At 38.1% G+C, this 24,767-nt stretch carries 26 protein-coding genes and 1 tRNA gene; 8 read left to right on the top strand and 19 right to left on the bottom strand.

All coding sequences use genetic code 11. The annotated features are described in order from the left end of the window. The first annotated feature begins 119 nt into the window (after window positions 1-119). The 3 genes from ABW51_RS00555 to recD all read left to right on the top strand — a co-directional run bounded on the left by ABW51_RS00555 (window position 120) and on the right by recD (window position 6,409). Window positions 120-704 carry a tetratricopeptide repeat protein gene (locus ABW51_RS00555; RefSeq protein ID WP_053465105.1) on the top strand — a complete coding sequence of 195 codons (585 nt, stop codon included), beginning with the start codon at window positions 120-122 and terminating at the stop codon, window positions 702-704. 147 nt (window positions 705-851) lie between these two features. Beyond that, window positions 852-4,487: an exodeoxyribonuclease V subunit beta gene (gene recB / locus ABW51_RS00550; protein ID WP_053465104.1), complete on the top strand. Its 3,636-nt coding sequence runs from the start codon at window positions 852-854 to the stop codon at window positions 4,485-4,487. Next, window positions 4,487-6,409, top strand: a complete 1,923-nt coding sequence (gene recD, locus ABW51_RS00545) for an exodeoxyribonuclease V subunit alpha (protein WP_053465103.1) — start codon at window positions 4,487-4,489, stop codon at window positions 6,407-6,409. Before recB ends, recD begins: the two co-directional genes overlap by 1 nt. A gap of 46 nt (window positions 6,410-6,455) precedes the next feature. Here the strand turns inward: recD and ybaK are convergent, their stop codons facing one another. Then, window positions 6,456-6,932, bottom strand: a complete 477-nt coding sequence (gene ybaK / locus ABW51_RS00540; RefSeq protein WP_053465102.1) for a Cys-tRNA(Pro) deacylase — start codon at window positions 6,930-6,932, stop codon at window positions 6,456-6,458. Between the two features lie 58 nt (window positions 6,933-6,990). Between ybaK and ABW51_RS00535 the strand changes: the two genes are divergently transcribed. Together ABW51_RS00535 and ABW51_RS00530 are read left to right on the top strand one after the other, a co-directional pair. Continuing rightward, entirely contained in the window at window positions 6,991-7,944 is a 954-nt protein-coding gene (locus ABW51_RS00535) for an oxidoreductase (RefSeq protein WP_053465101.1), read from the top strand. Between the two features lie 19 nt (window positions 7,945-7,963). Continuing rightward, complete coding sequence (locus ABW51_RS00530; protein WP_053465100.1) at window positions 7,964-8,320, top strand: DsrE/DsrF/TusD sulfur relay family protein; 357 nt, start codon at window positions 7,964-7,966, stop codon at window positions 8,318-8,320. 50 nt (window positions 8,321-8,370) lie between these two features. Here the strand turns inward: ABW51_RS00530 and trpA are convergent, their stop codons facing one another. The 3 genes from trpA to ABW51_RS00515 are packed head-to-tail and all read right to left on the bottom strand — an operon-like array spanning window position 8,371 to window position 11,150. Beyond that, on the bottom strand, window positions 8,371-9,177 hold the full coding sequence (gene trpA, locus ABW51_RS00525) for a tryptophan synthase subunit alpha (RefSeq protein WP_053465099.1): 807 nt from the start codon (window positions 9,175-9,177) through the stop codon (window positions 8,371-8,373). Next, a complete protein-coding gene (gene trpB / locus ABW51_RS00520) occupies window positions 9,177-10,373 on the bottom strand; it encodes a tryptophan synthase subunit beta (protein WP_053465098.1) in 1,197 nt (398 codons plus the stop codon). Before trpB ends, trpA begins: the two co-directional genes overlap by 1 nt. A gap of 18 nt (window positions 10,374-10,391) precedes the next feature. Beyond that, entirely contained in the window at window positions 10,392-11,150 is a 759-nt protein-coding gene (locus ABW51_RS00515; protein WP_053465097.1) for an SDR family oxidoreductase, read from the bottom strand. Window positions 11,151-11,329: 179 nt separating this feature from the next. Here ABW51_RS00515 and purM point away from each other — a divergent pair, with 179 nt between their 5' ends. Then, on the top strand, window positions 11,330-12,364 hold the full coding sequence (gene purM / locus ABW51_RS00510; protein ID WP_053465096.1) for a phosphoribosylformylglycinamidine cyclo-ligase: 1,035 nt from the start codon (window positions 11,330-11,332) through the stop codon (window positions 12,362-12,364). A gap of 54 nt (window positions 12,365-12,418) precedes the next feature. Next, window positions 12,419-13,057 carry a phosphoribosylglycinamide formyltransferase gene (gene purN / locus ABW51_RS00505; protein ID WP_053465095.1) on the top strand — a complete coding sequence of 213 codons (639 nt, stop codon included), beginning with the start codon at window positions 12,419-12,421 and terminating at the stop codon, window positions 13,055-13,057. 83 nt (window positions 13,058-13,140) lie between these two features. Here purN and ABW51_RS00500 read toward each other — a convergent pair whose 3' ends face one another. From ABW51_RS00500 to fnr, 3 genes are all read right to left on the bottom strand, one after another. Continuing rightward, window positions 13,141-13,977: a DUF4198 domain-containing protein gene (locus ABW51_RS00500; RefSeq protein ID WP_053465094.1), complete on the bottom strand. Its 837-nt coding sequence runs from the start codon at window positions 13,975-13,977 to the stop codon at window positions 13,141-13,143. A 200-nt stretch (window positions 13,978-14,177) separates the two neighbouring features. Beyond that, a complete protein-coding gene (gene uspE, locus ABW51_RS00495) occupies window positions 14,178-15,107 on the bottom strand; it encodes a universal stress protein UspE (protein WP_053465093.1) in 930 nt (309 codons plus the stop codon). Between the two features lie 133 nt (window positions 15,108-15,240). Further along, window positions 15,241-16,014: a fumarate/nitrate reduction transcriptional regulator Fnr gene (fnr, locus tag ABW51_RS00490; RefSeq protein WP_053465092.1), complete on the bottom strand. Its 774-nt coding sequence runs from the start codon at window positions 16,012-16,014 to the stop codon at window positions 15,241-15,243. A 284-nt stretch (window positions 16,015-16,298) separates the two neighbouring features. Between fnr and ABW51_RS00485 the strand changes: the two genes are divergently transcribed. Next, a tRNA-Leu gene (locus ABW51_RS00485) sits at window positions 16,299-16,384 on the top strand. Window positions 16,385-16,415: 31 nt separating this feature from the next. On the opposite strand, the gene ABW51_RS00480 is transcribed toward ABW51_RS00485, so the two are convergent. The 12 genes from ABW51_RS00480 to ABW51_RS09680 form a co-directional block, all read right to left on the bottom strand. Continuing rightward, window positions 16,416-17,507 carry a tyrosine-type recombinase/integrase gene (locus tag ABW51_RS00480; RefSeq protein WP_053465091.1) on the bottom strand — a complete coding sequence of 364 codons (1,092 nt, stop codon included), beginning with the start codon at window positions 17,505-17,507 and terminating at the stop codon, window positions 16,416-16,418. 456 nt (window positions 17,508-17,963) lie between these two features. Then, complete coding sequence (locus ABW51_RS00475) at window positions 17,964-18,815, bottom strand: P22AR C-terminal domain-containing protein (RefSeq protein ID WP_053465090.1); 852 nt, start codon at window positions 18,813-18,815, stop codon at window positions 17,964-17,966. 348 nt (window positions 18,816-19,163) lie between these two features. Then, complete coding sequence (locus tag ABW51_RS00470) at window positions 19,164-19,868, bottom strand: PP2C family protein-serine/threonine phosphatase (protein WP_053465089.1); 705 nt, start codon at window positions 19,866-19,868, stop codon at window positions 19,164-19,166. 3 nt (window positions 19,869-19,871) lie between these two features. Then, window positions 19,872-20,633 (bottom strand): serine/threonine-protein kinase, encoded by a 762-nt coding sequence (locus tag ABW51_RS00465; protein WP_053465088.1) that lies wholly within the window; start codon window positions 20,631-20,633, stop codon window positions 19,872-19,874. Between the two features lie 109 nt (window positions 20,634-20,742). Beyond that, on the bottom strand, window positions 20,743-21,111 hold the full coding sequence (locus ABW51_RS00460) for a hypothetical protein (protein WP_053465087.1): 369 nt from the start codon (window positions 21,109-21,111) through the stop codon (window positions 20,743-20,745). Between the two features lie 14 nt (window positions 21,112-21,125). Further along, window positions 21,126-21,290 carry a hypothetical protein gene (locus ABW51_RS10005; protein ID WP_156262537.1) on the bottom strand — a complete coding sequence of 55 codons (165 nt, stop codon included), beginning with the start codon at window positions 21,288-21,290 and terminating at the stop codon, window positions 21,126-21,128. A gap of 56 nt (window positions 21,291-21,346) precedes the next feature. Continuing rightward, entirely contained in the window at window positions 21,347-21,781 is a 435-nt protein-coding gene (locus ABW51_RS00455) for a single-stranded DNA-binding protein (RefSeq protein ID WP_005668705.1), read from the bottom strand. Next, window positions 21,781-22,431: a translocation protein TolB precursor gene (locus ABW51_RS00450; RefSeq protein WP_053465086.1), complete on the bottom strand. Its 651-nt coding sequence runs from the start codon at window positions 22,429-22,431 to the stop codon at window positions 21,781-21,783. Before ABW51_RS00450 ends, ABW51_RS00455 begins: the two co-directional genes overlap by 1 nt. Beyond that, window positions 22,406-23,356 carry a recombinase RecT gene (locus ABW51_RS00445; RefSeq protein WP_053465085.1) on the bottom strand — a complete coding sequence of 317 codons (951 nt, stop codon included), beginning with the start codon at window positions 23,354-23,356 and terminating at the stop codon, window positions 22,406-22,408. The genes ABW51_RS00450 and ABW51_RS00445 overlap by 26 nt, the downstream gene beginning before the upstream one ends. Window positions 23,357-23,368: 12 nt before the next feature. Further along, a complete protein-coding gene (locus ABW51_RS00440; protein WP_053465084.1) occupies window positions 23,369-23,662 on the bottom strand; it encodes a hypothetical protein in 294 nt (97 codons plus the stop codon). Further along, entirely contained in the window at window positions 23,662-23,961 is a 300-nt protein-coding gene (locus ABW51_RS00435; protein WP_053465083.1) for a hypothetical protein, read from the bottom strand. The genes ABW51_RS00440 and ABW51_RS00435 overlap by 1 nt, the downstream gene beginning before the upstream one ends. Before the next feature lie 96 nt (window positions 23,962-24,057). Continuing rightward, window positions 24,058-24,708, bottom strand: a complete 651-nt coding sequence (locus ABW51_RS09680) for a P22AR C-terminal domain-containing protein (protein WP_082318341.1) — start codon at window positions 24,706-24,708, stop codon at window positions 24,058-24,060. Window positions 24,709-24,767 lie beyond the last annotated feature (59 nt).

Below are 24,767 nucleotides of genomic sequence, written 5' to 3'. Positions count from 1 at the left end.
AAATTCGTTTTTGGAGCCTAATGATTTTTATTCTTACAGTTTATTGGTATTTCTTTACAGAGATACCAATAAAATATTTTACCAAATAATTTATTTTTTAATATATTTAAAGGTTATATATGAAATTCACAAAAACACTTCTTACCACTGTACTTTTAGGTACTTTAATTTTTTCTTTTCAATCTACTGCTTGGGCTGATTTAACAGAACAGCAATTACAGCAAGGTATTGAAGCCCTTGAAAAAGAAGACTACCAAACAGCTTTGAAACTTTGGGAGCCTTTGGCTGAACAAGGTAACGTATCAGCTCAATTTAATTTGGGTTTGATGTATCACTTAATGTTTCAAAAGGATCCTATGATTCTCTTAGATTCTAATAAAAGTAAGGTTTTACCAGAAAGTATTAAATGGTATAAAAAAGCAGCTAAACAGGGGCACGTAGATGCTCAATTAAATTTAGCTGTTATCTATGAGAGTATGACAGCAAATTATTCTGAGGCAATGAAATTGTATGAAAAATTAGCTGAGCAAGGTAACCCTGCTGCTCAAGCTAAGTTAGGTACAATTTATTTAGATTCTAGTAAAGCAGAGAGATTTGAGATAAAGCGAGATAGAGTAAAAGCAAAGAAATTTTTTAAGCAAGCCTGTAATAATGGCTTAAAAGAAGCTTGTGAAGTATATAATTATCTAAACAAGAATAAGTAATAGATGAACTTTCTTTAAAATTTGTATAAATACTTTATATAACTTTATAAAAAGTAAATTTATTAGGACGCTGAAAAGCGTCTTTTTTTGCATTTTTAACTTCAAATTTTGTAAAATAATGCCATTAGTTCTCATCTGTTAAAATCTATGGCCGAAACAATCCCACTAAATCCTATCACGTTGCCTTTAAATCAAATTAGCTTAATCGAAGCATCCGCTGGTACAGGGAAAACCTACACTATTGGATCTTTATATCTCCGACTTTTATTAAAGGCGGGAGAAAATAACTTTTCTCGTCCGTTAAATGTGGAAGAAATTCTGGTGGTAACGTTTACGGATATGGCGACAGAAGAACTCAAGAAAAAAATTCGTGAGCGTATAACAGATGCGATTGGTAAACTCATAGCCTTTGCAGAAACCAAAGATAAATCCGCATTTAAAAATGATGAATTTCTTACCGCACTTTGTCATGATTTAGATATTTTTGAGGTAATTCATCGCTTAAAGCTAGCTGAGCAAAATATGGATTTGGCGGCGATTTATACCATTCACGGTTTTTGTCGCCGTATGTTGATGCAATATGCTTTCCATTCTGGCATTCACTTCAATTTAGAGTTAATTAAAGATCAATCTGATTTATTAGTTCGTTTTGCTAATGAATTTTGGCGAGAACATTTTTATCCGTTGGATTTTGAATCTGCGGATTTTATCGCGACAGAATTAGTATCACCTGCAAATGTGTTGTCTTTGTTGAAAGCGGATTTAGGTAAAGATTTGCAAGTGGAGATTGAAAATAAACAGGCGTTATCTGTACCAATACAAATCTTTTTACCGCAATATCTTGGTGGTTATCAAAAGGCGTTGAATGAATTAAAGGCATTTTGGTTAGAAAGTGCGGATGAAATTTCAGCGATTATTACCAATGAACTGGAGAAAGATTATCCAAAAGATCAGTTGAAATCGTTAAATCGTAAAAAGTACCAAGTAAAGCGTTTAGGGGATTGGATTAATAAAATTAATCAATGGTCAAATAATCCTAGAGATTATCAAATTAATACCACATTGAAAGACTATTTTCTACAATCATCTATTGAGAAAAATTACGAAGAACAAACTGATAAAAATAAAGATAAAAAACCGGCAACGCCTTTTTATTCACCGATTTTTGAAGATCTTGAAAAGCGAGTTAATGCTTTAATATCCCCAGCTTTACTAAGCAAACTCACTCTTTATCATTATCGCCAAGGTCTACAACAAAAACTTTTAGACTATAAACTTAATCATCAAGAAAAATCCTTTGATGATTTATTGCGTTTGCTTTGTGAAGCCTTGCAAGGTGCGCAAGGAGATGAATTAGCGGAAATGATTCGTTTCCAATATCCTTTCGCGATGATTGATGAATTTCAGGATACGGATTCACAACAATACGCTATTTTTTCAAAAATTTATCGTGATAATCCCGAAAAAAATACTGGTTTTATTATGATTGGCGATCCGAAGCAGGCGATTTATCGTTTCCGTGGTGCAGATATTTTTACTTATCTAAAAGCCTCAGACGAAGCCCAATCTCGCTTTGAACTCACTAAAAATTATCGTTCAGAGAGGCATTTGGTTGATGGAGTAAATGCTTTATTCGATTTTCCTCAATCGCCATTTATTTATCAAAATATTAACTTTACTGCTGTTGATTCTCGTGATGATCATCTTCGATTTTATTTAAACGGTAAGGCAGAACCTGCTTATCGTTTTTATTTAACTGAAAGTGGCAAAGTGAATAAAACTGAAATGGCAAAAATATGTGCTATTTCTATTCAACATTGGCTAAAAAGTGCGGCTGAAAATCAGGCAGTTTTTCAAAATGAAGATACCTGTAAAACCTTACAAGCGGCGAATATTGCCGTGTTGGTGCGTGATAAAAATGAAGCGGCTTTAGTAAAAAATGAATTGCAAAAATTGGGGATCGCGTCAGTTTATCTTTCTGATCAAAATAGTGTATTTGATAGCAATGTTGCGAAAGAATTAGCTTGGGTGCTTAAAGCTTGTTTGAATGTGGCTGAACGTCCAATTTTGAACGCAATTGCGACCGCACTTTTTGGCTTAAATGCAGCGGATATTCATCAAATTCAGCAAAATGAGGCAGACTGGCAACGTTGGGCAGATAGCTTTGCTCAATATCAACAAACTTGGCAGCGTCAAGGGATATTAGCAATGCTACATCAAATTTTATTGGAGCAAGGCATTTCAGAGCGATTATTAAGTCAAGCCACGGGCGAGCGAGATTTAACGGATTTCCTACATTTGGCAGAAATTTTACAACAAGCTGCCACGATACACGAAAGTGAAGCGGCATTGCTCAGTTGGTTTGAAAAACAAATTCAAGGCGAAGGTCGTCAAGAGGCTCAAATTCGTTTAGAAAGTGAACGTCAGTTGGTAAAAATAGTGACAATCCATAAATCTAAGGGCTTAGAATATGATTTAGTTTGGCTACCATTTTTAGCCGTGCCGAGCAAAGATCCAAGTAAAAAAGACATCAATATTTATTATTCTAAAGAACGAGATGAAACCTTATGGGATATGGAAAATCGTAATTTAAACGCACTTTATGAAGAAACTTTTGCGGAGGAGTTACGTTTACTTTATGTGGCTTTAACCCGTGCCAAATATCAAATGGCATTCGCTTTGCCTGCGCAATTTGATAAAAAATGGAATGCCTTACATTATGTATTAAGTCAAGGCGAAATAGGCAAGGAAATAGCGTTATCAGCACCTAAAGATACCGAGACGTTGTTGCAAGCCTTTAAAGAAAAAATGCAAGATAATGTGGAAATCTGCACTAAGCCAAATTTAGAGGCTTTTCCGACTTTATCAATTAATACAAAAAATGATGATCTTAAAGCCGCAGAATTTACGGGCAATATTGAACAAGATTGGCGAATAACCAGTTTTACTTCAATTGAACAAGCACATCGCCGCCAGCATTATTTCACTGAAAGTGCGGGTAAAAAACAAGCTCTTTTTGATGACGCAAAAGATTATGACAGCCAAAATGCTATTGAAATTTCGACCGCACTTTTAAACGAAAATGAATCAAACATTTTAGATTTGCCACGAGGTAAACAAGTCGGGACTGCATTGCATCGCCATTTTGAAAATTGCTATTTTTCTGATTTAGCAAATACAGAAGAAATTGACAAATTAAGACAATCCTTACAGTTAGATGAAACCTTTACAGAACCGCTACAAAATTGGCTACAACAGATTTCACATACGCCACTTTCTAATGAAATAGGAATAGCATTAGCTGATTTGGCAAATAAAGATTGTATTAAAGAAATGCCATTTTATCTGGCTATTCGGGAACATTTTGATGTTGATACTTTTAATCGTGCGTTGAAAGCCCATCATCATTTGCCAAGTGAGTCACTTCAATTTGAACAGATTCAGGGCATGGTGAGAGGTTCAATTGACTTAGTTTTCCGCCATAATGGGAAATATTATCTTATTGATTATAAATCTAATTTCTTAGGTTCAACCCTTGCTGATTACAATCAAGAGGCATTGAAAAAAGAAATGTTACACAGTCACTATGATTGGCAATATTTAATTTATACGCTGGCATTGCATCGTTATTTACAAAGCGTTGTGCCTCATTACGATTATGCGCGAGATTTTGGCGGGGTATTTTATCTTTTCTTACGTGGAATGAATGGTGAGCCACAATCTGGCGTATTTTACGATCGTCCAAGCGTTGAATTAATCACAGAATTAGATGGGGTGTTTTAATGTTATCCGTATTACAAAAACTTAAAGAGCAGGGCATTCTTTCTCAAGGTGATTATTATTTTGCTAAGTTGATAGCTGATAAACAATGTCATACGGATTATGCGGAACCAGTCAAAAATTTAGCCATATTATTAGCCGCACTTTGTAGCTGGCGTTATACGCAGGGAAATACTTGCAGCCAATTAGATCGCTATTTAGAACATAATTTATTTGGTTTGGCTTATCGCACCACAGAAGAAAACTATTTAGCAGAAATCCTTGAAAAGATTGGTTATTTACCTGTGGAAGATTGGCAATGTGCGTTGTGCGGGCATATGGCATTTACGCAAGATCCCCTCAATCAAATTGCGCCAATGGCATTTCAATTTGGTGCGTTGTATTTCTATCGCGCTTGGCAAGATGAATATCGCATCGCACAATATATCAAAAACACCTTAAAAAATAACCGCACTTTAGCCTTTTCTTATGATGAAATTCGTCAAAAATTGGATAAATATTTCCCTGAAAAACAGGAAAAAATAGATTGGCAAAAAGTGGCAGTGGCGACAGCGATTAAAAGTCCATTTTCGATTATTACAGGCGGCCCAGGAACAGGAAAAACCACGACAGTTACGCGTTTATTGCTCGTTCTACAAGAATTATTTGATTGTAAATTACATATCAAATTAATTGCACCGACTGGTAAGGCAGCCTCTCGTCTGGAAGAGTCGATTAAAAATGCGTTAGGTTTTATGCAAGAAAAAATGAATTTATCCGATTCACTTTTCAATGCGATTCCGCAAAAAGCCAATACTTTGCATAGTTTACTAGGTGTGAATGCCTTTAATGATTACACGCGCTATAACAGTCATAATCCTTTGCAATTAGATGTATTAGTTGTTGATGAAACATCAATGATTGATTTGCCGATGATGGCAAAACTTATCAATGCGTTAAAGCCTGAAACTCGATTAATTTTATTAGGTGATCAGGCGCAATTAGCCTCTGTTGAGGCGGGGGCGGTATTGGGGGAATTGGCACAATTTGTTAATCAACCTTATAGTCATGAACAAGCTGCATATTTGCAAGCGACGACAGGATACGAAGTAAAAGGTACTGATTGTTCAAATCCAATACGTGATTGTTTATGCCATCTAACAGAAAGCCGTCGTTTTGATAAAGATTCAGGTATTGGCAAGTTAGCTGAATTCATTCAAAAAGGCAAAGCAGACGATAGCCTTGGGTTATTTGAACATTATCCGCAAGAATTGCACTTTAATGCCTTAAATGATGAAAGCGATACGGTTAATCAAGTAGTAAAAAGTGCGGTGGAAAATTACCGCACTTTCTTAAAAATGTTGGATGATTTACGTAAACAAAAAATTGATCCTAACGCTAAAAATGAACAAGGCATTTCCTATGCCGAAGCTATTCAAGCACAATTTAATTCTGTGAGATTTTTAACCGCACTTCGTAATAGCGATTTAGGTGTTGAAAATCTCAATAAAGAAATCGCATTAGCGTTGCGAGAGGAAAAATTGCTTTGGTTCCGTAATGAACAAGATTGGTATATCGGCAAGCCAATTATGATTACTGAAAACGATCATAATGTTCGCCTTTATAACGGCGATATTGGACTGTGCTTGGCGAATGGTAAAGTATGGTTTGGCAATAGAGAAGTGCTGACAAGCCGAATTCCAGCACATGAACCCGCTTTTATGATGACGATTCATAAATCTCAAGGTTCCGAATTTGAACATACCGTCATGGTGCTTCCTACAGAAGTAAATCCAGTATTGTCGCGAGAATTAGTTTTCACGGGCGTGACTCGTGCGAAAAAAGAACTCACTGTATTTGCCGATGAAAAAATATGGAAAACAGCAATTCGCCAGACCGTAAAACGCCAAAGCGGATTGGGGAAATTATTGGAAGAGTTGAATTAGTCAAAAAGGCGGAATGAATCCGCCTTTAAATTTGTAAATCCATCAGTTATTCATCAACAATATCAGTAAATTCTGCACCTAATACTTTTGCTAAATCTTGTGGTGCAATTTCTACACTTAGTCCACGTTTTCCGCCTGAAACATAAATCGTTTGAAACTCAAGTGCAGTTGAATTTATCACGGTTTTAACGCGTTTCTTTTGACCGAGCGGGCTAATTCCCCCTACAAGATAACCTGTGCTTTTTTGCGCCGCATCTTTATCCGCCATTTCTACTTTTTTAACACCGATAGATTTTGCTGCTTTCTTTAAATTCAGCATATTGGCCGTTGCAAGCACAAAGCAAGCAAGTTTTTTCTGATCGCCATTTTCCGCCACAAGTAACGTTTTAAAAGAGCGCTTAGGATCAATGCCTAGTTTTTCTGCTGCCTCATCACCAAAATGTTGATTATTCGGATCATGATCATAAGTATGCAAGATAAAAGGAATTTTTTGTTTTTTAAGTAAATCAATTGCAGGTGTCATTATTTCGTTCCTGGTTTTGGTGTAAAATAATGCCGATTATTTTACAGCGGAGAGAAAAATGGACGCAACCTTAAATATTGCGATAGCAGCAGAATTTGAATTAAGTGAAAAAATTGTAGAACGTTTAGAACAAAGTGCACTTGAAATTAGTAACGTTTCTATTGTTGAAATAACACCTTTTGAAGAAGAACAAAATATTCGTTTTCGCAATAAAGGCGTTGAACAACTTTCTCCAAATGAAGTTGAGTGGGCTGATTTTAATTATGTGTTTTTTGCAGGAAAACTTGAGCAAGTTGCCCATATTGCGCAAGCAGCAGAGCAGGGCTGTATTGTTATTGATATGTTAGGCGTTTGCAGTGCGCTTTCGGATGTGCCAGTTATTGTTCCAACTGTAAATGAATCACAATTATTTGAACTGAGACAACGTAACATTGTCAGCTTGCCTGATCCACAAGTAAGCCAACTTGCCTTAACGCTTGCCCCGATTTTACAAGAGACTAATCTCAATCAAGTATTTGTTACCTCTTTATTGCCAGCTTCTTATACGGATGCGGAAACCGTGACTAAACTTGCGGGACAAACAGCCCGTTTATTAAATGGCATTCCATTAGATGAAGGAGAAACGCGTTTAGCGTTTGATGTTTATCCACATCAAACACCTAGTTTATCGAATCAATTACAACGAATTTTTCCGCAATTAGATCGTGCTACATTCCATACAATCCAAGTGCCTGTATTTTATGGATTGGCGCAAAAAGTCACCGCACTTTCAGATTATGATTTTGACTATCAGCCTCAAAATAGCGAGCTTATCGCTTTAGAAGAAACCTTAATTACGCCTGTACTTAATGGAGAACAAGAAAATGGCGAAGAATCAGTAAAACTTCATTTAAGTCAAATAAGTGCGGTAGAAAATGGCGTAGAATTCTGGTCTGTGGCAGATGAACAACGCTTTAATCTAGTCTTACTTTCAGTGAAATTATTGGAAGGAATTTATCAGCAAGGTTATTAATGAAATTAAGGAGAAGAGTATGCAAAATATTCTATTTATTATCCATTCATCCCCTTATGGTGACGAACATTTTTTTAGTGCATTACGTTTGGCTTTACAGTTGCAAGATCAGCATAAAAGTGCGGTTAATTTAAAAATATTTTTAATGTCTGATGCGGTAACTGGCGGTTTAGCAAAACAAAATCCAGCAGAAGGGTATCATTTACAACAAATGTTGGAAATTTTAACGGCACAAGGAGCGACAATTAAACTTTGTAAAACCTGCACAAATGCTCGTGGTATCACTGAACTGCCGTTGGCGGAGGGCGTGGAAATAGGCACGTTAGCAGAGCTGGCAGACTGGACGATGGAAGCCGATAAAGTATTAAATTTTTAATTTTCTCGGTAGATAAAAGAAACCCGCAACAAGTGCGGGTTCTTTTTTGCTTATTTTGTTGCAGCTTTCATTGCTTGAACAAATTCAGCTAATTCAGCTAAACATTGCTCGTGATTATCTAAATTTCGCTCAATAATTTTTACTGTTGCCGAACCTGAAATCGCACCAGCAGCCCCCAAAGACAACGCTTCTTTCACTTGTGCAGGCTGTGCAATGCCGAAGCCTTGTAAAATTGGTGGGGCATTATGGGCTTTAAGCTGTTCTACAAGGGTGTCCAAATTTGCTGCATGAGCTTGATTTTCAGCACTGGTTACGCCTGCTCGTGAGACTAAATAAGTATATCCTTCGCTATTTTCCGCTACACCTTGGATAGTTTTCTCGTCCGCATTTGGTGGGCAAATAAAGACGGGTTGAATGCCGTGTTTTTTAGCTGCTTGCACATAATCTTCTTTTGCGAGTAAAGGAATATCTGCTACAAGCACAGCATCAACACCGACTTCTGCACAACGTTGATAAAAAGCATCCAAACCTTTGGCAAAAATTAAATTGGCACAAAGTAATAAGCTAATCGGAATCTCTGGATATTTTGACCGCACTTTTTCTAATAACTTAAAGCTATCTTCAGTGCTATGACCCTCAGTTAAAGCTCGATTATTCGCAGCTTGAATAACGGGGCCATCAAGTAGCGGATCGGAAAAAGGAAAACCAAGCTCTAAAGCATCCGCACCGTTATCTACAAGCGTGCAAATAATCTCAAAAGAGCGGTCAAAAGTAGGGTCACATAAGGTGACGAAAGGAACAAATGCCCCTTCATTTTTTGCTTTAAGTGCAGCAAATTGAGTTTCAAAACGGCTCATTATTTCATTCCTTTTTCTGTCAAAATTTTATCTACGGTGAAAATATCTTTATCGCCACGGCCAGATAAATTCACGACTAAAATTTGTTCTTTGTTAGGTTCTTGATGAATCATTTTTAAGGCTTGAGCAAGAGCGTGTGAGCTTTCTAATGCAGGAATAATGCCTTCATGTTTTGCTAACTCTTGGAAAGCATTCAATGCTTCATCATCAGTAATACTTGGATATTCTGCACGTCCAATACTTTGTAAATAAGCATGCTGAGGCCCAACAGAAGGGAAGTCTAACCCAGCTGAAACAGAGTAGGATTCCTCTACTTGACCATCTTCGGTTTGCATTAAAGGGGATTTCATCCCGAAATAAATGCCCACTTTTGCATGACCTAATGGTGCGCCATGTTCACCGCTTTCAATGCCTTTCCCCGCAGGTTCAACACCAATTAAACGCACATTTGCTTCATCAATAAAATCAGTAAACATACCAATTGCATTAGAACCACCGCCAACAGCTGCAATCACTGCATCAGGTAAACGACCTTCTCGTTCGAGAATTTGACGTTTCGTCTCAATCCCAATCATTTTTTGAAATTCTCTCACAATCGTCGGGAAGGGATGAGGGCCTGCCGCGGTTCCAAGTAAATAATGGGTGGTTTCATAGTTTGCTGACCAATCACGCATAGCTTCACAACAAGCGTCTTTTAAAGAGCAAGAGCCTTTTTGTACAGGAATCACTTCAGCTCCCATTAAACGCATACGGAACACGTTTGGCGATTGACGCTCAACATCTTTTGCACCCATATAAACACGGCACGGCATATCTAACATAGCACAAGCTAGGGCTGTCGCAACACCGTGCTGACCCGCACCTGTTTCGGCAATAATACGTGCTTTGCCCATACGTTTAGCTAATAAAATTTGTCCTAAAACTTGATTGGTTTTATGAGCGCCACCGTGTAATAAATCTTCACGTTTAAGATAAAGCTTAGTTTTTGTTCCTTTGGTTAAGTTACGACAAAGGGTAAGTGCGGTCGGTCTGCCTGCATAATTTTTGAGTAAATCAGCAAATTCTGCTTGGAATGTAGGATCATTTTGTGCTTCTACAAAGGCTTGTTCTAATTGTTTTAAAACAGGCACTAAAATTTCTGGCACATACATTCCGCCAAATTCGCCGAAATAAGGGTTGAGAAGTGTGTCTGACATATTTTTTCCTATTATTTTTTAGTTATCTTTTGCAACGCTCATTCCCGCAAAAGATTGTGCGGTTGGCATTACTTCAATGCGATTAATGTTCACGTGTTCAGGTTGTTGATGAAGCCATAATACAATGTTCGCAATATCTTCAGGCTGAACTGATTGCACGTTTTCATACACTTTTGCCGCTCTTTCATCATCGCCGTGAAAACGCACATTAGAGAACTCCGTACCGCCACATAGCCCAGGTTCAACATTGCTTACTCGAATTTTTGTGCCTGCCAGATCAGTTCGTAAATTTAAGCTAAATTGTGTTACAAAAGCTTTAGTTCCACCATATACATTACTGCCAGCATAAGGATAAGTACCTGCAATTGAACTCAAATTGATAATCTGCCCGTGATTACGAGCCACCATATTTGGCAACACAAGGCGAGTAATAGTAACCAATCCTTTAATGTTGGTATCGACCATCTGATACCAATCTTGTAAATCCGCTTTATGTGCTGGCTCTAATCCCAAAGCTAAACCTGCATTATTCACTAATAAATCGACCGCTTGCCAGCCTTCAGGAAGGGTTCTTAGAGCGTTAATTGTGGCTTGTTCATCGCGAATATCAAAGGCAAGTGGTAGAAAATTGTTACCTAATTGCGAATGGATTTCTGCTAATCGATCTGCACGTCTGCCCGTGCCAATCACTTTATAGCCTGCTTCTATCAATTTCTTACAGATTGCCAAGCCAAAGCCTGCGGTTGCACCTGTAACTAATGCGGTTGTGGTTTTCATTTTTTCTCCTAGATCTTGAGCTTATTTGTACTATTAAAGTAGTACAAATAAATTTTGATTGCAAGCGATTTCATTTTAATTTTAAGAATGTTATCAAATGAATTAATTTAACAATACTGCAAACGTTTGCCTAGTGGTATAATCTGCCCAATTTTTATTTCAATTGTTCGAGGTTAATCGTGAGCGACACACAACTTAGCCACAAAGATGCAGGCGTCAATATTCACGCTGGAAATGAATTAATCGAACGTATCAAAGGCGATCTAAAACGCACTCGCCGTCCTGAAGTCATGGGAGGATTAGGTGGTTTCGGCGCATTATGTGCTTTACCAACCAAATATAAAGAGCCAATTTTAGTTTCTGGCACAGACGGAGTAGGCACAAAATTACGACTCGCGATTGACTTGAAAAAACACGATACCATTGGTCAGGATTTAGTGGCAATGTGTGTGAATGACTTAATCGTGCAAGGTGCAGAACCGCTTTTCTTCTTAGATTATTATGCTACAGGGAAATTAGACGTTGATGTGGCAGCAAGTGTGATCAAAGGTATTGCAGACGGTTGCGAAATGTCTGGCTGTGCGTTAGTCGGCGGCGAAACCGCTGAAATGCCAGGAATGTACCACGAAGGCGACTACGACTTAGCGGGTTTCTGCGTAGGCGTGGTAGAAAAATCAGAGATTATTGACGGCACAGCAGTGAAAACGGGCGACACCTTAATCGCACTTGGTTCAAGCGGTGCACATTCAAACGGTTATTCGTTAATTCGCAAAGTGCTTGAAGTAAGTGGTGCAAATCCAGCGGATTTGTTGGAAGGCAAATCACTTAGCGAGCACCTTTTAGCACCAACCAAAATCTATGTAAAATCGATTTTACAGCTGATCAAGCAGACCGAAGTTCACGCCATTGCTCACTTAACAGGCGGTGGCTTCTGGGAAAATATCCCGCGTGTATTGCCTGACAACACCAAAGCAGTGATTGATGAATCAAGCTGGCAATGGCCTGCGATCTTTAACTGGTTACAAGAAAAAGGCAATATTAGTCGTTATGAAATGTACCGCACTTTTAACTGTGGCGTAGGTATGGTAATTGCATTACCAGAAAAAGAGGTTGAAACCGCTCTCGCATTGCTTGAACAAGCGGGCGAAAAAGCGTGGGTTATCGGCAAAATTGTACCTCTTGGCGAAGGCGAAGCACAGGTTGAGATTCAATAATAAAATCTTAAATTTCAATTCAGCCCTTTTGGGCTGATTTCTATGAGGAAGAAAATGAAAAAAATTGCCGCCCTTATTTCTGGTCAAGGAACGAATTTACAAACTATTATTGATGCCTGCCATTCAGGCGATATTCCCGCCAAAATTGCTTGTGTGGTAAGTAACAAAGCTGATGCTTACGGATTAGTTCGAGCCAAACAAGCACAGATTCCGCAAGCGGTCTTTCTTCGCAAAAATTTTGCCAATAACCTCGAAATGGACGATGCCATTGGCGATTATTTGCAAAGCCTAGCTGTAGATTTGATCGTCCTTGCTGGTTATATGAAAATTCTTACCCCAAAATTTACTCAACGTTTTGCAGGAAAAATTTTAAATATCCATCCTTCTCTTCTTCCTAAATATGCAGGCTTAAACACCTACCAACGTGTGATTGAAGCAGGCGACAATGAACACGGCACAACCGTTCATTTTGTCAATGAAGAAGTGGATGGTGGTGCGATTGTTTTACAAGCAAAAGTGCCTATCTTTCCTGAAGATAATGTAGAAGATGTGGAAGCTAGAACCCGTGAGCAAGAATATAGAATTTATCCGCTTGTGATTAAATGGTTTATCGAAGGTCGATTAAGACTTAAAGATAATTTGGCATATTTAGATGGGAAACCCTTGCTAAAATCAGGATATGCAAATGAATAACTTAGGATTTAGGTAGACTATTTCTGTATTTTTTATTTAATTAGGGTATAAAAGTGCGGTGAAATTCCACCGCACTTTCAAAATTAATGATGATGGTGTTCTGGTTTTGGTGGTAATTTAGCTAATCCTTTACCAACGGGTAAAATTAATGTGCTATAGCTTGCAGATTGCTGACAAATTTGTTGATCTGCAAATGGTGTTTTATGAATAACTTTAATTTTCCAAATACCATCAATTAATGGAATGATATTTACACGTCCTTGACTATCTGTTTTACCTGAAAAACCTTGTGGTTCACGATGGCTTGTGCCTGCTTCAAGATCTTTCACTACAATAGTATCTGCTGTTGCAATTACAGTTTCACCTGCTAATGGCTGATCTTGGTAGAAAATTTGAACAGGGAACGGTTCTCCTGATTTCACTTTGCTTGGATCACGCAAAGGAACAATTTCAAGTGGTAAACCAACTCTTGTCATTGCCATTTCTGCATTTAATGGTTTTTTACCAACTGTAACAAGACTTTTACCAAACATTTGAGTTTGTTCGCAATAAGTTGGATTTTCTAATCCTTTCAAATTATCCATTTTCCAACCTTCAGCATTTTGTGACCAAAATGTTGGTTTATAAGTTGCTGTCACCCAATAAGAGCCATCAGACAATGCTTTCTCTGATTGATATTGATAGTTTTCACCTTTTTGAACTAAGGTTTGTTTTTCACCATCTTGATGAATAATTTCCATTGGCGCAAAAATTTTTAAACGCGCTTCAGGGATTTTTTCTATGTAAGGGTAGTCCCCATAAGCTAATTCTGCTTTTAATACAGAACCAGATGCCAATTTTGTAGGCGCTTGAACCCAAACTTCATGAGCTTGCGCTGCACCAGCTAAAACCAATAAACTCGCAATTAATGTTTTTTTCATACCTTTCCTTAATAAAAAATAGAGGGAGCATTTATAAAAAATGAGTGCGAATATTAAATAAAAATAACTATCATTCAAATGGTAATTTAGAGAAAATTTAATATTTGTGATCTAGATCACAAAACATCTATATAAAGCATATAAAAAAATTTCCTAAATACCTTAGTACTTAGGGAATTTTTAAATGTAGATGGCTGTTATTAATCGTCTTTTTTAGATGGCTTAATGCCTAATAAATTACAACTTAATTTACTAATCACATGCTCCGCAGTATTGCCCAATAATGCAGCAGATAAACCTGTGCGTCCCACTGTACCTAAAATTACTAACTCTGCTTCAATTTCTTTTGCGACTTCAGGAATCACTTCTTCAGGGAAACCTTCACGCACATGAGTATGGTCTTCACTAATCCCAAATTTTTGACGCAATGCTTTCATATTAATGAGATGTTGGCCACGAATACCGTTTTCATAGCCTGAAGTATTAAATTCTGGTAAATCAATAGCCATATTGATTGGTGCAGAAGGGTAGGCTGCAACCAAGTGAACATTGCCACGATTTAAATTTTCAGCGAGTGACATGCCTGTTTCCACGAGTTCTTGATTAAATTCATCTTGATAGTCTTGCTCACCAGAAACATTCACCGCCACAAGAATACGGCGTTGATGTTTCCAATCGCCATCGCGAACCATCAAAACGGGAACGGGACATTTACGAAGAAGCTGCCAATCCACTGGTGTGAAAATAAGTGAGGTAAAACTTTCTTCATCTTTAGTATATTTCACTACAAGATCATAATTGTTACCTTCGACTTCTTCTTTAATCGCCTCAGCTTCGTTGCTATTCCAAACAATGTGAGATTGCAATTCAATTTCTGGATCTGCATATTTATCTAAGTAATATTGAACCGCATGGCGGTGTTTTTCGATTACTTGTTGATGCATTTCTGAACGTTCTTCAGAAGAAAGTAAAGCCGACATTTCATAAGATAAGTCATATACAGATAAAAGTGCGGTAATTTTTACCTTAGTTTCATTTTTTTGTTCTTTCACCAGACGCACGGCACGCGCAAGAGCGTACTGTTTTTCATTACTAGGATTAAGTACAACGAGAATATTTTTAAATTTCATAATAGCCTCCCAAATTGGGCATAGGATAAAAAAGAATAGCAAGAATGGCAAGGAGCGATTTTCAAAAAGGTGATCTAGTGCAAAATTTATTTTTAATGAATACAAAAAAGGCGTGAAATTCACGCCTCAAAAATTATTCAACTAATGTTATTTTGGTTTTATTCATGCCAGTTAATTCAATTAAACCATTTAAATCATTGATTGTAATATATTTGCCTTGTACGCTAATCACGCCGAGTTTTTGAAAGCGGCCTAATAAGCGGCTGATAGTTTCCACAGTTAAACCTAGATAATTACCAATATCGCCACGTGTCATTGTTAAACGAAATTCTTTTGCTGAAAAACCTCGAGCAGAATAGCGTTTAGAAAGATTATGAATAAAAGCAGCTAAACGCTCTTCTGCATTCATTTTAGATAGCAATAAAATCATCTCTTGATCACTTTTGATTTCACTGCTCATCAAACGTAAAATTTGTTGGCGTAGCTTTGGCATTTTTCCTGCCAAATCATCTAAAATATCAAAAGGAATTTCACATACCATAGCCGTTTCTAGAGCTTGAGCAAAACTAGGATGTTGCATTTGAGTAATGGCATCAAATCCAACTAAATCACCAGGCAAATGGAATGAAGTGATTTGTTCTTCTCCAGATTCACTAATCGTATAGCTTTTTATTGTGCCAGAACGAATTGCATAAATTGAATTGAGGGAATCACCTGCTTTAAAAAGAACTTGTGATTTTTGGATAGGTTTCTTTCGTTCGATAATATTATCAAGCTGATCTAATTCATGTTCGTTCAGCGTAAAAGGAATACAAAGTTGACTAATACTGCAATCCTGGCAATGAATAGCACAACCTCCCGATTGAACCCGGCGTCCTGCCTTGGTTTCTGCAACGAAATTTTTCATGTAAGCCTCAAATATTTCGAAAAATTAGTGTAAAATTGATCTAACTCAATAATTATACCACTAAATAGTCATTTTAAGAAGAGTAAAGCATTATGGCAGCAGAAAAATTAACAAAAAAACGACTGATTCAGATTTTAATCATGTTATGTATTTTAGTTATTGCATTTGTTTGGCGATATTTTTAGAAAACAGAAAATTCTTGCTCATTTTTAAAACAAATGGATTATTTCCAATAAATTTTACTTGTCACACATTTATATATACGTATAATTCAACAGCATTAAGCCTGGGTGGCGAAATTGGTAGACGCAGCGGATTCAAAATCCGCCGTTGAATAAACGTGTCGGTTCGAGTCCGACCCTAGGCACCAACTTAAGTAAAGTCGTAAATCACGAGGGGAATCAATGATTTACGGCTTTTTTATTTGTGCTTTTTTCGCTAATTTCGTCATTTTCTGCAATGACATTTGACGTGTCAAATGATGACTTTGACGTAAATTTGACGTGATTTGCGTAGTCTAACAAGTGTTTGGCGTTAAGGTGCGCATAACGCTTAACCATTTCTAATGTTTCCCATCCGCCAAGTTCTTTTAACACCATCAATGGTGTACCGTTTTGGACGTGCCAACTTGCCCATGTGTGACGCAAGTCGTGGAATCGGAAATTTTCAATTTTGCAGCGTTTAAGTGCGCGGTTAAAATCGTATTTATCGACTTCACTTATACGTTTTCCTTTTCCTCGGTGGAAAACATAAGGTGACATGCGTAAATTGGCTCGTCTTTTCAACACATCCATAGCCTCTGTGCCCAAGAGTAACGATCTTGCTCTTCCTGATTTTGCAATATCGCTACTTACAATGGCTATTTGTCTCTCAAAATCAATCTTATCCCAAGTAAGAGTAAGAATTTCGCTCGCTCTCGCACCAGTAGCAAGTGCAAATGAGCATACATCTTTCATCCAGTCTAATTGCAAGGCGTTGATAAGGCCTTGTGCTTTGACTTGGCTTATCCACCGTACTCTTACTTTAGGCTCTTTATTTCTTGGGATATAAGGGATGTTATCGATCCAACCTGATTGCTGTGCAATGGATAGAGCGCGCATAATAGAGGAGCGATAACGATTTTGAGTTGATGGGGAAATTGGCTCTTTTGTCCCTGTTTTATGGGTAGGTAGGGCATTAAGAATATCATCTGTTGTTAAAGAGCTGAGTAAGCGTCCTGCCAATACTTCACGCCAATATTCTACATGGCGAATTTTTGTGGCAAAATCTTTTTGTCCTTGCGAAACTTCAAGAAACCGAATTAATACCTCCTCAATGGTTCTTTCGGGTTTCTTATTTAGTTTTTCAACTTGCCAAAGCTCGTGTTTTAGTTTGTCATGGTACTCTTGCGCGAGCCGCTTTTCAGTTGTTTTAGCAGAGCATCTAATTCTTTCTCCGCTCGGTGTGGCAATATCGATTTGCCATACGCCGTATTTATTTTTTCTGATCGACATTTTCTATTCTCCACAGAATAATCGCCGACCTGCACATCGCAGTATAGATTATTCTGCTTTTTTCTGCGTTGTTCAAGCACTGATTTCTCAACTAACCAAATATTAGATCCCTCCATCTGGAAGAACCCCCATTTATGGCGATGATTAAAAACCGTGCTATAGCTTAGATTAAGTAATTTAGCTGTTTGTTTTATTGTAAGAGTTTGTTCCATCCCATATTTACTCCAATAAAAAACCGCCCATAAGAGCGGTGGTTTGTTAGTATTGTTGTGTCTGTTCAGTGTGACAGATTTTGCCGTCACAGTCTTGATTAAGATTTAGGGCGTGCGCCATATACACCACAAATGCACACACAAGCGTAATGATTAATTTGTTCATTTTCTGTTCCTTTTGTCGAATTTTAGGTGTGAGAATCCGCCGCAGGCTTAAAAAAGTGCGGTCGGATTTTGTGGTGTTTTAGAGAATATCTAGCTGAAAGCCTGTTGCTTTAGGGTTGTAGGCTCGAAGATATTTTAATACGCGCCAGTTATTTCCTTTCTCGCATTCAAATTGCTCTGTAATGCGTGTCAATACGTTATGGGCATGACGGAGAGTACTGCGATATTCGTAAGCCATGTCATGAACGGAAGCAGCATAGTGCGAGCCAATTTGTTTTAATGCGGGGTGAAGCACTTGGCAAAGTTCCATGCCACGCAATAAAGCGAACCACGCCCACACAAGCTGTTGGAGGTCATGTTCTGTAAATTCACGGGTGAATTTCTTTTCGACTGATGGCAGGACAATCGGCTGTAAGTTCATAATGAACGCCATTGCATTGCCGTATTGGTCTTGTGGCAGTTGGTCGTATTTGGCAATGTGGAACACGGCTTTTAATTGGCGGTAAATCTCTTGCCAGTGTAAGCCTGTTCTGTGATGCGCTTGTTGCACGGCAGATTGAATCGCTTGTTGTTGCTCTGGTGTAATCGTGCTTGGTAAAAGTGCGGTCGATTTTTTGACTTCTTCATCTAAAACATCGAGCACCCATTTTCTAAACGCTTTGGCGATTTTGGTGCGAGCAAACATTGCAATTAGGTGTGCGCCACGCAATGAGAAGATACGCACTTTTTGTAGCCCGCCTGCGGTTTGCATTTCCACAAGTGCGGTCATTTCTGGGGTAAATTCGTCTGCATTGCGGTCGTAGATTTTCATAACTGCAATTGACGGTTGGATATATTCTAATGCATTACCTAAATCAGTTGCTGTAAAGAAAGTTTTGTTGTGTTGGTTGATAACCGAAAGGGTAGTATTTTGAAAAGTTAAAGTTGTCATTGTTAAAATCTCTGTACAAGTTTTTAAAAACTCATCACACAGAGGCTAAACTGGTGATGAACTGAATTGGATTAGCCTTACCGTTGTACAGAGAAAACGGCGATCCGAAGATCTCCAACTCAGCCCATCATTGACTACTTTAAAGGGTATACCAAATTGGTATAACCTTTTTAAGGTATGAATTACTGATTTTCGGCTATAAAAAAAGCCGCTTTTGGCGACTATCATCATTTCCACCGCTCTATACATTTCAGGAGGCTAATCCCGACTTTCTGTTGAAAGTGAGAATATCCTAAATGATTGGGCGGTGGGTGTCAATAAAAAATCCCCGAATTTTCGGGGCGGGGGCTAGTCTATTTTAAACTGTACAGCAACAAGGGAGTAGTCGTCCGTTGGTGCTTTTTCTATACGTTTTTGCAATGCTGCTGAAAATCTGCTAATACTTTGCATTGTGGCATCTGAAAAGCGTGGGCGATGTTCCCAAAAATGGTGTGCACCGTCTGACATAATGTAGATAAATACTTCGTTGTTTTCACCTTTGAGTTCGTCAATAGGGATAAAAAATTCATCAGGCTTCATTTCAACTTGCGTTGAAATGGCAGTGGTGATGATGTTTTTCCCAGGTTGCTCTTTTAATTCTTTCTTGGTGTAAATTTTTTCATCAAGTAATCTTTGATGTGTAGTGTGATCTTTGGTTTTTTGACGTAATTTTTTGCCTTGCTTGATGTATAAGCGACAGTCACCAATATGCCCGATATATAAGCCTTCAGGCGCGAGATAGCCAAAGGTTAGAGTGGTTGAAGCCCGTTGATATTCTTCAGGCATTTGTTTAATTTCGGCTAAAGTGGCTTGAAATACGTTTTTCGGATCTTGCTCAAGGTTTTTAATGGCAATTTGAGAAGCAATTTCTCCGCCCTTGTAGCCTCCTACACCATCTGCAACAGCGAAAAGATAGCCGCTTTGGTATTTTTGCGGAGCTAAAATGTGGTCTTGGTTTTCTCGCACTAATTCTTTTGGAAAGCAATATGTTGATGATGAAATTAAATGTAACATTGCTTATTTTCCTTCTATTTGATTTATTCTTTCAATCATTTCATTAACAGATTGAAATCTATTTTTAGGTTTTCTTTGTGTTGCCTTTTCTATTATTTCGTCATATTTTTCACTAAGATCTAATTCTTCCATTAAAATCCCTAGAGCATAAATATCAGATTGAGGAGAATAAATGCCATTTTCAATTTCAGGTGCCATATATTTATTCGTTCCCATTCGTTGCCCAATTTGGGTGATAGGGTTCGATTGACTATTGAGATTTTTAACTAACCCAAAATCAGATATTTTATAAGTTCCATCAGGATATTTCAAAATGTTGAGGGACTTAATATCTCGGTGTAAAAAGCCATTCTGATGAAGGTAAGCAACGCCGTTTAAGACCATATGCAGAACATCTAGTTTATAACGTTCTGATAACTTTCTTTCTCCTTCCACACAATCATTGTTATAAAGTATTTCGTCTAAATTACTTTCTGCAATTTCCATAACAAACCAAGGCGTTGCAGAATTTAAATTACACATGTAAATTGGCACAATATTGTTATGGAAACACTTTGCTTGATAGGTTACTTCTCGTTTAAATCGTTCTTGAAGTTCATTTAACCCAGATTCAGAAGGTTTATAACTTGGACGAAAATACTTCCTTGCGAAAATTGTTTTATGGGTTCGTGATTTATTATAAACATTCACTTTTTCAACATAACCAAAAGTGCCAGAACCAATTTTATTAACTGGCTCAATAAAATAATTCCCAAATTCTTCCATACTCTTATACCTAATTCAATTGTGGTAAAGAGGAATATACCATAATATGGGATATGTAATTGTGATGTCGCTCGCAAATTTTCATAATTCCGGATTTTTGAGCAAAAAGTCATCTTTCCCTCTGTTTTAAATTAATCACAGGCAACACAGGCACAATCGGTTTTGCTGTTGTGCCAGTTGTTGATGTGCTACTGCGGTTTTCATTTATCCAGTCAGCTAATTCACTCCATGCCGATAAACTCTCCTTAAAGAATGTATCATTGCGTAGGTGGTGATACTCCTTGATAAAAAATTTCACTTCGCCTTTAATTCTTTCTCTTGTATGGCTATCCAATGCCGCCCAATATTCTTTAACATCGTATATGCAGATTAAAACGGTTGTGCCGTTATCGTGTAGGGCGTCTCTAACATAACGGTGCATTAATGTTTGGAATTTATGTAAGGGGAGTTTGATGTTAATTTCGTTTGGTTGTGTCATGGTTTTCCTTTTTATTAATTTCTTTCTTCTGGGATATAAGTAGTTGGCTTGCCCTCATTTGCTGCTCTAAACCAAAAATCAGCTTGGCTACGCAACCGCTCATTTTCTTTTTTCAGTAAATCAATTTCTTGCTTTAACTGTTCAATTTGTTGCATTAGTATTTTGGCGTCTTTGCTCATAATGATTTTTTGGAGATATAAAAAAGCCACTATTGGTTAGTGGCTTGTGGTGTAACTCAAAACGGAATATCATCATTAAACCCATCTTGTTCTGCTGCTGCGTTTAATGGGTCAGGTTTTTCTTTGTCTTTGGTTGGCTGTTGTGTTTCATTGTTTGCCTTGCTGTCTAGCATTTCAAAGGATTGTGTCGCTACTTTAAGTGCGGTGCGATTATTGCCGTTTTGGTCTTGCCAGCTTTCCTGTACTAGTTTTCCTGTTACGCAGATTTTTGAGCCTTTTTGCAGATATTGTCTTGCTACATCAGCAGAATTGCCATGCACCACAATAGGTATCCAATGCGTACGTTTAACTGTATTACCTTGTTTATCTCGGTAATCATCGCCGATAGCAAGATTAAATGTGGCAATTTGCCCTCCATTTTGGAATTGGCGGATTTCTGGGTCACTGCCTAAATGACCGACTAATATCACGGTGTTGGTATTACGTGCCATTAGCGCATCTCCTGTATAAGTTGTTGATAATATTCTTGAGCAATTTCTACTCGTTCTTTGATTTGCTCGATGATTTTCTCATCACGTTTAATTGTGACGGTGGTGATACGTTTTTCTTGGGGGATTTGCTCAACTAAGTCAATGTATCGACTTGGGTCATCATAGCTTGATAATTGGTCGTAAGGGGTGGGGAGGAGGACAAAATCAATTTGCGCCTCACTACAATCCCATAGCCACATATAGCCTTGCATTTGTGCGTCATACCCCGCTTTTTTGGCTTTTTCTTCCGCCTCATCAGCAAAAAAAGGGTGTGAGCCAATATCCCAAGAACATTTAGTGTCTATGATTAATCTTCGGCTTGGCACATAAATATCGCACTCGCCTGTAATCCAATCGTTTTCACGTCTTTCCGTGTTCTTTTTAAGAGGTAAGCCACGTTTACGACCGCTTAATTTAATGGCTTGCTCTTCCAGTGCGATGCCTTTCTCGGTGTATTTATTCCCCTCAAAATCTCGATAACCGAATAAATCAAATTTCACTATCTTTCTCACCGCACTTTTTGCTGCAGCAGATATTCCGTTACCGCTTTTAGGCTTTACTATTAAATCAGCCAAGCCAGAGCATTTAGCTTTGAGTTGGCACATTTCCATTCTCAATCGCCTCCAACTCCGCAATCTGCTCTTGGCTAAACTCATAAGCCCCGCTATCACAAAGTTCTTGCAGGGTGGTTTCGCCATTGGTAATGCTTTGTTTGCATTGTTCGAATGTGGCTTCATCAACAACCGCTAAAAATTCCGCTTCTTGAATATTGTCGGTGTAGTTGAACTCTTGATTTTCTACATCTTTCACAACGGCTTGGTCGGCTAATACGGCTTGTTGCATTTCAACAGAGAGTGGAGCTTGTTTTAACAATAAGCGTTTTATGACAGTTTTAAGCGCCATAGCTTCAAAGTTTTCTGCCCATACAGATTGTGTCCATTGTCCTTTGGCTTTTTTATCAAGATAAGTGCGGTAGGTTTGACTGTATTTTTTCGCATGTGCATTGATTTCTTCATGCGTCATGTAAAGTTCAGCAGAAAACTCGTTCATCAATTTAAAATAAGCGTAGTAACCAATCGGCAATTCACCTTCTTCTGGCTCTTTCTCCCAGTCGAACTCAAAACCATTAATGAAATCCTTTTTGATAAGTTGCTTTTTGTACACAGGCAATGCGACTAAGCGTTTAAATTGCCCGCTACGTTGTGCCAGTTGGATAAAGCCTTTATAGCCAATTTGGAATTGCGCTTCAGTTTTCTTTTCTTTGTTGTTTCTGAAAGGGACGATGTAGGCAAAGCCTAAGCCATTTTGTAGTGGCAAATTCAGTGTCGCTGCCATACAAGCAGCGTTAAAAATGCTCATTGGGTCTGCTGTTTTAAGCATTGCATTGCTATTGGCGATTTGCATAACACTTGTTGCAAAGGTTGCCGCATTTTTGCCAACAAGTTCCTTAATCTTATTTTGCACATTCGCACTTTCAAAAAATGTTTTAAGTGCAGGAGTCTGTTTATTTTGTTGATGTTGAACTTGGTTTGTCATCTCGCCCCTCCATTAATCTGGGTCATAATCATTCATTCTTGCGTGCAATTCACGCTCTGCAATTTTCTTAATCGCCTCTTGTCTATAAGGTTCATAACTTGCACCACTACCAATGGCAAGCCAGAAATTATCATTATCGCACAACATTTCCGTGAGTTCGTGATAATGCGTTTGGTCGCCTTGTTTTAAATCATTGTCGATTTCAGTAGCGACTTCATCTAAGGCGATTTCATAGCCTGCTTGCCAATCCACTTTACGTTGGTAAGCGGCGCCAAGTTGATAGTAGTAATCATCGGAAGGTTTCATTATTTACTCCAAGTGCGGTTAATTTCTGCTTGTTTTTGTGCGGTGTAAGCCTGCAGTTCTTTTTCTGCTGCGAGTGTGAGATTTGGTTGTAAACATACGCCATTTTCATATATGCCACCTTTCAGTTCACACTGTGTTTCAGCTTGGATTTGTTCGCTTAGCGTATTGTTGTGCCAGTCGGTGGGTTCATCGGCAAAACAGTAGGCGATACTGCCAATTAAAAAAGCGAGGGCAAAGGCGATGGCTGTTTTACAAAGAAATGGGATGGTTTCAGCGAATACATCAGTAAATTTTTGCATTTTTGTTTCCTTTTTAGTCGATTTGTTGAATTTAGGGTGTAGCAATCCGCCGCACGGATTTCTTGAGGAAAAGTGTGGTCGGATTTTCCGTTGTTTTTAGAAGTCGATTTTGACTGCTTTTGGATTAAAGCCTCGCAAGTGTTTTAATACACGCCAGTTTGTCATTTGGTCGATGTTAAAATCGCTTGTTATGCGGTTTAAGATTTGATTGGTAGAACGTAACACGCTTAAATATTCGTAAGCCTGTCCGTAGATTTGCCCGCTCATATTCGAGCCTAACACATTAAAGGCTTTTTCAATATGTTGGAAAGTGCCGACACCACGTTTGAAAGCAAACCACAACCAAGCAAGCTGTTGAAGTTCATATTCGGTAAATTCAAACGTGAATTTTTGCGGTTCAGGCAAGGCGAGCTGTTGCGGTTGTTGCAAGGCTTTTAATGTTCTTTCGCAACGGATGAAATATTGGCGGATTTGTCTGCCTCGTTCGTTTCTTTCGACCATACCGAGTTCTTTGCCCATATCAAGGGTGATGTGATATTCCTTGCATGGGCGTCCGTTGGTGCGTTCGGTGATGACGAAGTAGTCTTCATCTTGGATGAAACCATATTCGTTGATGCGGTTTTTGATCCAGTCATTGTAACGAGTTTGTATTTCTAGGAATGCGTGAAGTTCACGAGCGTTGCAAAGTTGAACAGGTTGATTTTGGATTAAACCGTCAAAAACAGGAATTAAGTTTGAGTTTGTCATTTTGTGATTCTCTAATCAAAGTTTTAAAAATCATCACGAACAAACGCCAATTTGTTGGT

The sequence above is a fragment of the Haemophilus sp. C1 genome (genome assembly GCF_001276515.1).
Classification (GTDB): Bacteria; Pseudomonadota; Gammaproteobacteria; order Enterobacterales; family Pasteurellaceae; genus Haemophilus.
The sequence above is the reverse complement of the archived record's forward strand: the minus strand, read 5'-3'. Positions and strand labels throughout refer to the sequence as shown.